Source organism: Herbaspirillum sp. GW821-FHT09A12, assembly GCF_059418325.1.
Genome location: NZ_JBWKPR010000003.1, coordinates 210,661 through 223,072, shown reverse-complemented (window position 1 = coordinate 223,072; position 12,412 = coordinate 210,661). Strand labels below are relative to the sequence as shown.

Here is a 12,412-nt window from a genome sequence, read left to right as displayed (position 1 = left end):
CTATGTCTGAAAATTTGAAAAACTTTCCTCAGCCTACCCCTGAACAGCAAGCCGCTATGCAGGCAGAACTAGATTTAGCATTCGTGAAATTGCCGACGCTAGGTCCGATAGCCTGGCTTTATGGCCGTACGCAAGATCGACGCTTTATGTTCTTGGCTGATTTGGATTGGGCGGTCGTGCCACCTGTGACACTCGATCAATGCCGCTTGTTCATGAAGGGGAAGATGCCCTTTGCATTCTTTACCTGGGCAAAGGTAAGCGACGAGGTTCAGCAGCGACTGCAAGCAGGAGTGAATAAACTCGCTCCGCATGAATGGAGTTCAGGGACCAATCTCTGGCTGATTGATCTTGTTGCCCCGTTTGGCGGCTTGGAACAGATGCTGGTCGAATTGCATCAGCTCAAATTTAAGGATCAAGGAACCCTGCGCTATCTGTGGCCGAATCCGGCTACTAAGCAGCTGGAGGTACGCATTTTTGATCCCTCTGCGCCGAGCGCTCAGGCTGCTGCATCGGCGGCAGCAATGACCAAAAAGCACTAAGGTAAGCGGAATATCAATGAGCTGGATCGCCTCACAAGCAGGCGTAGATAATGCACAAGAATCACGTTCAATGGATGACATTGAGCGTGATCCTCCCGCTTCTATGCTTCGTTTTACTCTTTATGCCGTCAGTCTTCTTTTCGTCATTTTGCTGATATGGGCGGCGGTCGGAAAGTTGGACATTATCGCCTCAGCGGAAGGGCGACTTGTTCCGCAGACCTTTGTGAAAATCGTGCAGCCTGCTGATAGTGGGGTTGTCGCTGAAATTCGCGTAAAAGAGGGGCAACGCGTCGAGGCTGGCCAAGTCTTGATGCGCATGGATACCAAGATTTCCGACGCAGAAGAATCTGAGCTGCGCATGGAGTTGGCTAATCGTGTCCTTCAACTGCGCAGAATCGACGCGGAGTTGAATGGTGCTCCCTTGTTGCGAAAAGCAGGCGATCCCGATGATCTTTTCCAGCATATCAGTGCGCAATATGTGGCACATCGCCAGAATTACCTGGATACCTTGGGCCAGGAACAGCAGGTGCAGCGTAAGTCGCAGCATGATCTGTCTTCAGCCAGGGAAGTATTGGGAAAGTTGCGGCAAACGGCACCGATTCTGAAGCAACAAGCCGACGCCTACGTAGACCTTGGGAAGGAGGGATACGCGGGCCAGTTGATGGTCCAAGATAAACAGCGAGAGTATCTCGAGCGAGCACAGGATCTGAAAGCGCAGGAATCTACGGTGGCAGGACTAGAAGCTGCTATCGCGCAGTCACAGAAGCGAATTGAGCAAATTACGTCGAACTATCGAAGCACCTTGCTCAATGAACGAGTTGATGCGGATGGTCAGCGCCACAAGCTGGAACAGGATCTGGTAAAGCAAGGAAGAAAGGCTGAGCTATTGGAGCTCAAGGCCCCTCAGGCCGGGTTTGTGAAGGACTTGGCGACGCATACGATTGGTACAGTGGTCACGCCTGGGACCATCTTGCTTACCTTGGTGCCTGAGAATGAACCGCTGGTTGCCGAGGTGCAAATCAAGAACGACGACGTTGGTTTCATTCACGAGGGACAACGAGGAAAGGTCAAGTTCGTTGCCTATCCTTTCCAGAAATACGGGATGTTAGAGGGTAAAGTCATTCACTTGGGGGCGGACTCCCAAGATGCGGGAGGTAATCAGCCGGCCAAAAATACAAACTCCGATAATAAAGCGGTGCCCTCCCAGCAGACCTATAAGGCGCTTGTAGAGTTGAATCATCAGGCGCTAGAGAACCAAGGAGAAAAGCTGCGGTTGGTACCCGGGATGCAGGTGATTGCGGAAATCAATCAGGGACAGCGTACGGTGTTGGAGTATTTGCTTTCGCCCGTTCAGAAGGCGTTTCACGAAAGCGCGCGAGAGCGATGATGACATTGAGGGGAAGAGGGCGTCCATCCTTCTGGTGGATGTGCGCCTTTATGGTAGCTATTGGATGGAGCCGAGTGGCGTTCGCGGTGGGGCCATGGGAGTTCTACGAACGTGCGAAGACCGAGGATCCAGCGTTTGAAGCCGCGCGTTTTGAGTTGGAATCGGCGCGCGAGCGCCTCCCGCAGGCCAGAGCTGGTTTGCTCCCATCGATGAGTGCTTCAGGAGGGAGGAGCCGCTCGCATGGCCAGTACATCTTCAATCAAGATCTCCCCTCTGACCGTAACGTTAATGCGTGGAACTGGACCGTGCAGCTTACCCAGCCTTTATTGCGTGCGCAGAACTGGGCAAACTATAGCCAATCTGAGGCGATTGTTGCGCAAGCTGAGGCGAAGTTTATCCAGGCGAGACAAGATCTGATTTTGCGGACCGCACAGGCTTATTTCGATTTCGACGTTGCCAGAGAGAGTGTTGGCGTCGCGAATGCGCAAATAGCGGCAGTAGAACAGCAGTTGAATCTGGCCAAGAAAGGTTTCCAAGCGGGGACCAATACCATTACAGACGTGCATGAGGCACAAGCACGTTATGCCTTAGGGCAGTCTCAGAAGATTGCCGCGGAAAATGACCTCCTCAGCAAAAAAGAGGAACTGCAGAAGATCGTTGGCCCAGCAATGGATCCAGTTTCTCCGCTTAGCGTATATGCCGTATTGATGGCCCCGCAGCCCGCCAACGCAGATGATTGGGCTGAAACAGCGCGTGGTTCGTCGCCGTTGGTGCTGCAGCAGCAAGCGGCTGTCACTGCCGCAGAAAAGGAAATCGCCAAAGACAAGGCAGGACATCTTCCGACCGTTGATCTCGTGGGTTCCTATGGCCGAAATTTCTCCTCAGGGAGCAACAATACGCCGTCCGACTACGAGAGCCGAGTACGATCCAATCAAATTAGTATTCAAGTCAATATCCCTATTTTCTCCGGCGGTGAAGTCAGTTCTCGAGTGCGCCAAGCGGTGGCTGATCAATACAAGGCACGGGCGGATCTTCGCCAGGCAGAGCGCGGTGCCTATGCGTCAGCAAAGCAATCGTTCGCGGCTGTGTCTAGTGGTATTTCTCAAGTCGAGGCATTGAAGGCGGCAGTGGAGTCCAGTCAAAATGCCGTTAAAGCGAACCAGGTTGGATATCGTTTGGGGACCCGCATTATCGTGGATGTGCTTAATGCACAGCAGCAACTTTATACCGCCCAGCGAGATTTGGTGAAAGCCAAATACGAAGTACTTATTCAAAGTCTGAAACTGAGGGCGTCGGCCGGAACCTTGTCAGATGAGGACGTGATTGAGATGAACCGATTATTTTCAGAATAATGTGTAGTAGTCGCGATCTGATCTGACAGTCCCCAGTTGACGACGGCAATTGTCAGGTCAAGTTCATCTGAATGGCAGCACCCGATCATTGAGCAAGTCGGCAGCAGTGATCGGCGTTTTGGTTGTGTACAGCTTGGCCTCTGCCCACTTCGAACAAGTATCGACAAAGGTCTGCTGGTAAATGCGGCCGATGCCTTTGATAGTGCCTACATAGAACGTGTTCTGGCTGCCCAGATAGCCCGGGTGGGCCGTCTCGATTTCGCCGTGGGAAACGTCATCGTCTTGCTTCCTTTCGAGAGCCGCCACTTGGGCCTCAGTCAGCACGTCACCGGTCTGGGCAACATGGTGCTCCAAGGCCGCTATCCATGTGCAGCGCCGGAAGGTGAAGAATTCGACGGGAAAGCGTGCGATCTACGCCTGGACGCCGGACCTGCGCGACGAGGTGTTTTATGCAATGGAAGCTCGGCCGAAAAAGGTCGATTTGCTATTCTGCACTCGCACCGGAACCAGCTACTACGACGAGGCTAAAGACGATTTCAGCGGGTGGGACTCGATGTGGCAACGTTTCATGGCTCGAGTGTTGGCGGAAACGAAGGTGAAGCAGTCTTTCACTGACCATGATCTGCGCGCCAAGTGTGCAAGTGACGCTGATAGCTTGGAACAGGCTCGTGCCTTGTTGGCCCACGCGGATGCGCGCACGACCAGACGAATTTATCGACGCAAGCCAGAGCTGGTCCCGCCTTTGAAGGCTAGATTTGAATGACGGGGGCACAGTACAAGAATTAGATTATTCTTCGTAGATTGAGGGACTCATATGACAGGATTGGATCGTAAATGGCATCGAAAAGAAAGTTAAAGCAGACGTGGGCTAGATTTAAAAAGTGCGATGTAACTACTAAAGCGGGTACGATTGCTACGATTACCCCTGGCATTCATCACGTCGTCGAGAATCAAACGCAAGGCGGCGGAGCCACGATCTTATACGGCCCTTATCAAATTGATATTAATTATGTTGAGTTGAAACGTCTGATAGAGGAGGGCTTGTGTGTTGAGGTACCCGATCAGCGCTGAAAGCAAAAAGCAATAAAAAAAGCCCGCATGAGCGGGCTTTTTTTATGGGCCATGTGTCTGGTCGGACACAATTCTATTACCCAGTTGGGGGCCTTTTACCCAAAAGGGGTTCCTGCATAAGCCGGAACCCCTTATAAACTGGTGCTGATGGGCGGAATCGAACCGTCGACCTACTGATTACGAATCAGTTGCTCTACCAACTGAGCTACATCAGCTGAAGGAGCGCGATTATAATCTTTTCTTTTCTCTTCTTCTAGTGCAAGAGTTGTCAGCACTTCACCATAGCTAACGCCAGCCTCTTCGGCAATCTTCTTTGCGGTGCTGTAATCGGGCAGACGTTCCGCCTTTGCGTAGCGGTCAAGCGTCTTTTGGGGCAGTCCCCACGCCTTTGCGGTCGCATTGACCGAGCGTCCGCGCAAAGCTTTCTCTATCAATTCGTGATAACTCATAGCAATATCCAATTTGCAGAGTAAGTCCGTTCGGTCTTATTCTTCGTAAGTCCATTCGGTCTTATGAGACTGTTTGGACTTAGTCTGAATTGTCTAAGCGAACGATATCACAAAACTAGATAGGGGTTGGCGTGGCGACTTATACCCGTGGTTGGGCGCTCATGATTGCATCCAAGGTGGGGGATGCATTGATGTTGAAATCTCTCTCCAACGTGGCGAGGTCCGGTACGTTGTTATACCTGACTACTCGATACCCAGCATTGGCAAGAATCGCCTGCCGTGCTGCGTCTTTTTCTTCTCGGCCTTTGTGGCTGGCGTCGTCCAATTCCACTATCGCTACGACTTCGAAAGACCTACTCAGGATCACGAAGTCAGCCACCTTCCTATCAAACCTGTTTCTGTCTATTTGGCTTTTGGTCTTTAGAAGTGCAGAGAAAGCCACCTGCGCTAAGACGATGTGGTTTCTGAGTGCCTCAGTGAGTCGGAAGTACATAGCCTGCTCTCGATTTGTCAAGGCAGTTCGCTTGGTTATTGGCCCAATCTTTCCTTTGCCTTGTTGGCGCTTCAGTTTCTGTTTGACCGCAATGATGACTACCGCTAACGCGATCAGAAACAGAAAAAAGAACAGTGTTTTCATCTCTACCCCCTTTGAGTTGTTGGCGTGACGGATCGTAGCTCTATGGTTCGCGGTTTAGCTGTTTTCTTGAGCATTGTTGAACAACTTATTAGCCCATTAGTTTGCCCGTTGAGGGTTTATTCCGGCCCATGTGGTCAATTTAATCACTGAAAGGAAATGCAATGTCCGCAATCGATAACAAGCATCTGATTGAAATCGTCTCCATCCAAGAGTCGTCTGGCATCAGCCGCAAGACGGGCAATCCATGGAAGATGTACCGCGCCCAATGCGTGGTCACGGGCGGCGACAGCGGTGCCAAGGTGGGGGAACTGTTGCTGCCCGACTCTCTGAAAGACACTGCCCCCGGCAAGTATCTGGCTGAATTCCAGCTGGATGTGAGCTTTGAACGTCTGGTGGTGCCGCGCATCACCGCTCTGCACAACCATGGTGGCGCTGGCCGCGCTCAACCGAAGCCCGCTACTGCCGCCGCCTGACGATGAAGCAGCCGGCGGACAAATACACGGTAGACCTGTTCGATGAATCGCGTCGTGGTCGTCCGCCGAAACTGGTCGCAAAAACCAATGCGCAACGTCAACGCGAATTCAGGCAACGCCGCAAATTCAACTTTCTGAATCCTAATAAGCGTAACGATAAAACCAATGTCTAAGTATGCCCCTTGCTGCGATCAGGATTCATTGCCTCGGATATCCGCTGAAGGCGTGCTTACCTGCGAAGTTGGTTTCGCAAAGGTCTGCCTGATGGAGGCCTCTAACCTAGCTCCGCCAGATGCGACGACAGTGGCCGCTGTCTGGTCTGCGTCGTTCTCCTTGGTCGTTCTTTGTTTTCTCATATCGCGCAGCATCGGCGCGGTGCTTGACGTCATAAGGGGGCACTAATGGGACATGCCAAGCTGGTAGCTCTTACGGGAGTCTCAGTTCTCGGCCTTTGGTTGTACATCTTCTACCAAATCTACACCGTCATTTTCTAGCTTTTAGTATTGCTCGTTTTGGGCAAGCGTGGCCGGGCGTTTCCGGCGTTTTCTCAGGGGTTCCAAATGAAAAAGAAGTTCAAAGCTCTCGCAGTTGTTGCCGTCGCTGGTGTCCCGATGGTGCTGTCCGGTGCAGCCTTCGCGCAGACCGCTCCTGCGGCTGTCGATCTGAGCGCCATCACCGGTGCTGTCTCCGCAGCGGATATCTCGACCGGTGCTCTGGCAATCGGTGCCACTTTGGCAGTGGCCTACGGCACCATCAAGGCCGTCAAGATCGTGATTGGCGTCCTGAAGTCGACCTAATCGGCCAGTCCGTTAAAGGGAGCGGTGTAGCGCTGCACCGCTTTTTTTATGTCTATCGAATCGCGAGGTGCCACTTTGGACTATTCCAACCTTTGGTATTTGTTCGTATTTGGCTGGGGTATCGCCTGCGCATGGGCATTTGTTCAGGGTTTCAGGGGGTGATATGCGTCTACGTTCCTTTCTTACGTTCTTTCTGATTCTCGCCACGCTTATTCAAGCGCAGGCCAATGCACAGGCCTTGCCCGCTGCCGCCCGAGTTGCAACGGGCGTCGCGGGTGTAATTGAGCGTCAACTTGTGCGCCGCGGCTTCGCTGCAAATGATCCCCGCTTTAGCGCGACTCTTCAGGCTGTCGGTGTTGCCGCGAATGACGCCGTATTTAACGTTGCTGGAACTGTGGGAATGGCTGCCGCTGGCGTCGCTGGTGCACCAGTGTGGGCCACCATCGCAATCGGTGTTGGCGTTGGTGCGCTAGCATTTGGTGCGTACAAGTTACTCACTCAACCTGTTAGCTCCGATGGCACTCCCTCTTATGCTGTAGCACCAGCTAATTTGAGCACGGCCGACATTCAATACGCTGCTTTGCATCCGCAGCCTTCGCCAACGTCTACTACGCCTGTCCAATACCAGTCCGGTACGTCAGTCTTTCCAACGGTTCGGAACACCAGTCAGTTGTGCTACAAGACATCGTCCTCTGCATTGACATACGAATGTACCTCGCAGCCTCTAGCTGGCACTGACGTTCCGTACTTCGTCAACATTGACGGCTATAAAGGCGTCCCCATCAAGACACTGGGGGATTTTACGGTCTATGTGCAGTATCTCACTAGCCAACAGACCGTAAGCCCTGGCTATTCGAATGACCCTTCACCGTATTTCACCGTCTCTTACTTAACTCCGCCTACTGCTTATGCGACCAGCATGCGCGCTGTGGTGAAGATCTCGCCGCTGTATGTCAATACCGGCATGGTCGATGAGAACGGGCAACACATTTTCACGCCTCGCAATGACGGGTACTACCAGACTCTGACCGTTACGACGGTGAGTAACCCTGACTACGTCAATACCAGTGGCGTTAAGGCAGGGACGATGGATGATCTGATGGCTGCTTTGGCGGGGAATCAAACGATGGCACTGGATGACGCTTCAATCGCAGAGATAGCCGATAAGCTCTTCAAACGGGCGGCCTCTTCTAGCGGTTATTCCGGCTTCCCGTACAGCACAACCGACCCCGTCACTGCAACTGATGCTGCCAATTGGCGCGCGTTAAGTTCCGATAATAAGGTCACGATTGGTGACGCCGTTGCGCCCGTTACTACCCCCGTAACGATTCCGAACCCTCACGCCACGCCGGGGACTGATCCGGGGACAGGGACTGATCCCGGTACTGGAACCGATCCGGGGACTGATCCCGGCACCGGCACGAATCCCGGAACCGATCCGGGGACAGGTACTGATCCCTCTACAGGAGGAGACCTCGGGCCTGATCCTGCCATCCCTTCACCCAATTTAGAGGCCACGCCATCAGCAGCGGCGATCTTGGCTCCTGTTCTGACTTTGATGCCCTCGCTGCGGAATTACGTTGTTCCAGCTCCCGATGCGCAATGTCCGCAGTGGTCTATGAGCGTGTTCAGCAAGGATGTTGTTATCGACCAGCATTGCTCAATCTTGGAGAAACTGCGCCCTCTCTTTTTTGCTGTAATGGGCCTTGTCTGGGCTGCGGCATCAATGCGTGTCGTGCTTAGCGCTTAGGAGTTGCTGCCATGTTTGCGATTTTGCTCTCAGCGGTAAACGTCCTGCTTGGGTTCGTCCTCCGATCGGTGATCGTTAAATTTGTTTTGTTCTTCGGGCTGTTCTTCATCACTTCCGAGTTTGTGCCTTTGATTGTCGATTTGCTTCCGAACTCAACGGCGCTTACAACTGCCTTTAATGGTCTTCCAAGTGACGTTTGGTACTTCCTGAATCTGTTCAATTTGAAGACTGGGCTTCCCATGATGCTGTCTGCTTGGGTTACTCGTTTCATCATTCGGCGCATCCCAATTATCGGCTAGTCATGGGTATCAACGTCTATTCCGGCCTTCAAGGCTCCGGGAAAAGCTACGAAGTTGTTGCCGAGGTCATCGTCCCGGCGATCCTTCAAGGCCGCCGAGTCGTGACTAACGTTGATGGCATCGACGGGAATAAAGTGCATGCCTACATCCTCGACAAGTACAAGGCCAGCCCTGAACGGCTGGGGACTATCGTTCATGTGAGCAACGGCGATGTGTTCAAGGCGGATTTCTTCCCTTATTACGACAACGAAAAGAACGCCAATACGAACACTCTGGTTCAGCCTGGGGATTTGGTTTGCATTGATGAGGCTTGGCGTTTCTGGCCAGCGACCGGCGCAAAGATTCTTGTGCAGCATCAGAGTTTCTTCCTTGAGCATCGGCATTTCACTCATGCCGATACAGGCGTCGCCTGCGATTTGGTTCTGATGATTCAGGATATGGCCACGTTGAACAAGTATTTGAAAAACGTTGTGCAGTTCAGCATTCGCACCCATAAGAAGACCTCGCTAGGCATGCCGAACAGCTACAGCATTGCGGTCTTTGAGGGATCGAAGCTAACCAAGGCCAACATGATCAGCACGACGATACGGCGTTACCGGAAAGAGGTATTTCCGCTGTACTCGTCGTTCAAAGGTGGTGCTGAGGGTGTCATTGTCAATGTCGATAAGCGTCAGAATAGATTTAGCAATAAGCGCCTCTGGATCACTCTCGCTGGTTGGGTTGCAGTAGGTCTTGTTGCCGTCTTTTCTGTCTCGCACTTTTTCGGAAAGAAGACGGCCACGGCGGGGGCGGCGAGCACCAATGCGACCGCATCTACTGTGAAGAACGGCGCAGCCATCACAAAAGATGAGAAAGCGGTTTCAGATAGATGGCGGTATGTCGGAACTGCTGATGTTGGTGCCAATTCGTTTGTGTTGATAGTCGATTCGTCTGGGCGTGTCCGGTATGAGCTTCCATTCGCTTTTGTCCAAGCTGGCCCTCGTACTTATGGGGTCATTGACGGCGCAAAGGTGACCCGCTACTCCGGCGCGATTGATCAGAACAAAAATTTTGATAAGGGCGAGGTGAGGAAATGAAGCGTTTCGTTTTAGTTCTTCTGTTGTGTGTTACCCATGTGTTTTCGTTTGCTGCTGGAAGCTCGGAAATTTCTTCCTTTGAGCTGTCCCGTATCCGAATCTCTGAGGCAGTGGAGCTCATGTACACGCAGGTTCTCAAAACGCCGTACCTGATACAGCCGGAAGTCCTCTCAGATGAGCGCTTGATTTCCTTTCGTTTCAGTACAGGTGATTCAGCTCGCTCTGAGATTGGAAAATTTATTGCGGCTTTGGGCCTCTCTGTTCGTACCGTGAACGGCATTGACCTGATTGGTACGGCTGAGAAAGCGGAGCAGATTAAGCCCCCCAAGGAGCCATTCGTGTATCACCCGAAATACAGGGACGTTCCTTACTTGGTCGATATGGTGCGGGTCTTCTTCGCAGATGGGGAGTTCTCCTCTTCCCGTTCAATCCATGGTGCGCCGCAGACTATCGCCTCTGATGGGGCTACAGGGGCTGCGAAACCAGTATCTGCGCCTGGAACTGCTGCTTCCCTTATTGATACCGTTAGCGATGCTCTCGTCTATAACGGGCCGGCTGGGGACATCAAGAAATTATCAGCCTTGTTGGAGCAGCTGGATACCCGGCAAGGGGAGGTAATGGTACGGGGGCAGGTGTATGAGGTTTCCTCGAACGATTCTGAAGGGTCTGGATTTGCTCTTGCTCTCCGATTGTTAGGCGGCGCGGTTACCGCAGGTCTGTCAACCGCAAACACGATGGATGGGTTCGTTAGGTTTAAATCCAACTCAGTCGAGGCGATATTCGCGGCCCTGTCGAGCGATAGCCGATTCAAGACAATATCGGCCCCGTCCCTCCGTGTTCGTTCTGGTGCTTCTGGCCGCTTCTCGGTGGGGCAAGAGGTTCCAGTGCTAGGTGCTGTTAGCTACGTGGGGAACGGCGCCGCGCCCGTTCAATCGGTTGAGTATCGGAATTCCGGGGTGATCTTCGATTTACAGCCTATTGTTCGGGGCGAGGTAATCGACCTGAACGTTCAGCAGCAGCTCTCTAACTTCATCCTCACGCAAACAGGTGTAAATAACTCTCCCACGCTCACAAAGCGCGAGGTACGTACGTCGCTCTCCCTTACTGATGGCGATATCGTCGTGATTGGTGGCCTTGCTGAGAACCGCGAGAGTTCCGGACGCGTGGGCTTCTCTTTCCTCCCTGACTGGATGCGCTCCACTACTGGGGAAAAAGGGAAAAGCGAGATTTTGCTTGTGCTTCAAGTGACTCGCTTGTGACGGGCCTCGGCTTCATTGCCGAACATGTGGGAGGTCGCGAGCTGGGTACGTTTGCTACGCGCATGTAGCGGTCGGGCATAGCCCGATGGATCCCGTCGACCGGGATCCAAGCATGCGGCGGCTCGGCTGCTCTGTGAGCTCTGCGCCCGATTCTGGTGCTGCTGAACTCGCGCCGCCCGGAACGGAGTGAGGACGGCGCGAGCGAAGCGAGCGCCTAGACTTGTACCTAGAACACTTAAGGAAAAAGAGGGGAAACACCGCTTTTTCGGCAAGTTGGGAAGTGGTTTTGATGGACGTAAAAATACCCGGATCAGCGCGCCAACGCTGCCGGGTTCACACAACCGGTCTTTAGGGGAAATTGTGCTTACGACGAGTATAGACAAGGCAGCAGCCAATGCAAATCTTCAGGCGTCTCTTGGCTCCTATTTCGCCGGTACTGATGCAATCCGTTGGAAAACGCTGACAGTAATGGAATTCCCCGGGGGCGTTGAAGTGTTCTTAGATGAGAGCTACGAAACGCACAGCGATGGCCAGATATTCGATTACGCGACAGAGGTCGAGGAGCCGACAAAGCGCGGTGAGGGCGATCATGAAAAGGCCCGCGCTGTTGCGGCGCGTCGTGCAAAGACAAAGGTGCGCAGGCTGGCAAAGATGCTGGAGGCAGATTGCCTGCTTACTTTGACCTATCGCGAGAACATGACCGATTACGCTCGCGTAGAACGTGATTTCAAGGCCTTTAGGGAACGTCTTCGCAGCTTGGGAGAATTTCACTATGTCGCCACCTTGGAAGTGCAGCAGCGTGGCGCATTGCATGTGCATATCGCCTGCCAGCAGTTTCCAGCGTGGCTACAGAACGAACACGGTGTTCGCGTTCGTAGCTGGAACCTGATCCGCTCTATGTGGCGTCGGGTGGTTGGAAAGGATAATGGCAATGTTGATTTCACTAGACCACGTGGCCGCAATTCAGCGCATCGCATCGCCAGTTATATCAGCAAGTACGTTTCCAAGAATCTGGAAGAGGCCCGCTTTAATAAAAAAAGCTATTGGGCCTCGCGCGGCATCCCCAAGCCTAACCAGTACAAAATTTTCTTCAGGCCCGAGACCGATAGTTTCGACATTGTGGTGCTTGTCGCGCAGGAATTTTCCATGCGTGGTTTCGACGACATCATGCAGTATCACGACCGACTCAACTCGTTCTACTGGTTCGCAGCTGGCAAGAGTTAGGGTTCCGTCGTTGAGCAAAGTTGAGGGTTTCTATGTGTCAAGGCCGGTTAACATTTTCCCATTGGGTGAGGAGGGGATTGCAAAGTGGTAGCCGGAAAA

Annotated in this window: 13 protein-coding genes, 1 tRNA gene and 1 pseudogene; 12 read left to right on the top strand and 3 right to left on the bottom strand. The window is 52.8% G+C overall.

Annotation, left to right across the window (positions count from 1 at the left end):
* Nucleotides 1–2: 2 nt before the first annotated feature.
* From AC07N6_RS11205 to AC07N6_RS11195, 3 genes are all read left to right on the top strand, one after another.
* Nucleotides 3–539 carry a toxin-activating lysine-acyltransferase gene (locus AC07N6_RS11205; RefSeq protein WP_494781910.1) on the top strand — a complete coding sequence of 179 codons (537 nt, stop codon included), beginning with the start codon at nt 3–5 and terminating at the stop codon, nt 537–539.
* A 16-nt stretch (nt 540–555) separates the two neighbouring features.
* On the top strand, nt 556–1,926 hold the full coding sequence (locus AC07N6_RS11200; protein ID WP_494781909.1) for an HlyD family type I secretion periplasmic adaptor subunit: 1,371 nt from the start codon (nt 556–558) through the stop codon (nt 1,924–1,926).
* A gap of 74 nt (nt 1,927–2,000) precedes the next feature.
* Entirely contained in the window at nt 2,001–3,278 is a 1,278-nt protein-coding gene (locus AC07N6_RS11195) for a TolC family outer membrane protein (RefSeq protein ID WP_494781908.1), read from the top strand.
* Nucleotides 3,279–3,347: 69 nt separating this feature from the next.
* Here the strand turns inward: AC07N6_RS11195 and AC07N6_RS11190 are convergent.
* Nucleotides 3,348–3,641, bottom strand: a pseudogene (locus tag AC07N6_RS11190) (IS481 family transposase); the annotation flags it as partial.
* A gap of 19 nt (nt 3,642–3,660) precedes the next feature.
* On the opposite strand from AC07N6_RS11190, the gene AC07N6_RS11185 reads away from it, so the two are divergent.
* The gene (locus AC07N6_RS11185; protein ID WP_494781907.1) at nt 3,661–4,041 is read left to right on the top strand and encodes a site-specific integrase; all 381 of its coding nucleotides are present in this window, start codon (nt 3,661–3,663) and stop codon (nt 4,039–4,041) included.
* 71 nt (nt 4,042–4,112) lie between these two features.
* Entirely contained in the window at nt 4,113–4,349 is a 237-nt protein-coding gene (locus AC07N6_RS11180) for a hypothetical protein (RefSeq protein ID WP_494781906.1), read from the top strand.
* A gap of 139 nt (nt 4,350–4,488) precedes the next feature.
* Here AC07N6_RS11180 and AC07N6_RS11175 read toward each other — a convergent pair.
* Nucleotides 4,489–4,564 (bottom strand) — tRNA-Thr (locus tag AC07N6_RS11175).
* Between the two features lie 373 nt (nt 4,565–4,937).
* Nucleotides 4,938–5,435 (bottom strand): DUF2726 domain-containing protein, encoded by a 498-nt coding sequence (locus AC07N6_RS11170; protein ID WP_494781905.1) that lies wholly within the window; start codon nt 5,433–5,435, stop codon nt 4,938–4,940.
* Between the two features lie 161 nt (nt 5,436–5,596).
* Here AC07N6_RS11170 and AC07N6_RS11165 point away from each other — a divergent pair, with 161 nt between their 5' ends.
* The 7 genes from AC07N6_RS11165 (at nt 5,597) to AC07N6_RS11135 (ending at nt 12,313) form a co-directional block, all read left to right on the top strand.
* On the top strand, nt 5,597–5,908 hold the full coding sequence (locus tag AC07N6_RS11165; RefSeq protein WP_494781904.1) for a hypothetical protein: 312 nt from the start codon (nt 5,597–5,599) through the stop codon (nt 5,906–5,908).
* A gap of 560 nt (nt 5,909–6,468) precedes the next feature.
* Entirely contained in the window at nt 6,469–6,705 is a 237-nt protein-coding gene (locus AC07N6_RS11160) for a hypothetical protein (RefSeq protein ID WP_494781903.1), read from the top strand.
* Nucleotides 6,706–6,868: 163 nt separating this feature from the next.
* Complete coding sequence (locus AC07N6_RS11155) at nt 6,869–8,455, top strand: hypothetical protein (RefSeq protein ID WP_494781902.1); 1,587 nt, start codon at nt 6,869–6,871, stop codon at nt 8,453–8,455.
* Between the two features lie 11 nt (nt 8,456–8,466).
* Nucleotides 8,467–8,754 carry a DUF2523 family protein gene (locus tag AC07N6_RS11150; RefSeq protein ID WP_494781901.1) on the top strand — a complete coding sequence of 96 codons (288 nt, stop codon included), beginning with the start codon at nt 8,467–8,469 and terminating at the stop codon, nt 8,752–8,754.
* Between the two features lie 2 nt (nt 8,755–8,756).
* Complete coding sequence (locus AC07N6_RS11145) at nt 8,757–9,830, top strand: zonular occludens toxin domain-containing protein (protein ID WP_494781900.1); 1,074 nt, start codon at nt 8,757–8,759, stop codon at nt 9,828–9,830.
* The gene (locus tag AC07N6_RS11140; protein WP_494781899.1) at nt 9,827–11,089 is read left to right on the top strand and encodes a type II secretion system protein GspD; all 1,263 of its coding nucleotides are present in this window, start codon (nt 9,827–9,829) and stop codon (nt 11,087–11,089) included. Before AC07N6_RS11145 ends, AC07N6_RS11140 begins: the two co-directional genes overlap by 4 nt.
* A gap of 186 nt (nt 11,090–11,275) precedes the next feature.
* Nucleotides 11,276–12,313 (top strand): rolling circle replication-associated protein, encoded by a 1,038-nt coding sequence (locus tag AC07N6_RS11135; protein ID WP_494781898.1) that lies wholly within the window; start codon nt 11,276–11,278, stop codon nt 12,311–12,313.
* Nucleotides 12,314–12,412 lie beyond the last annotated feature (99 nt).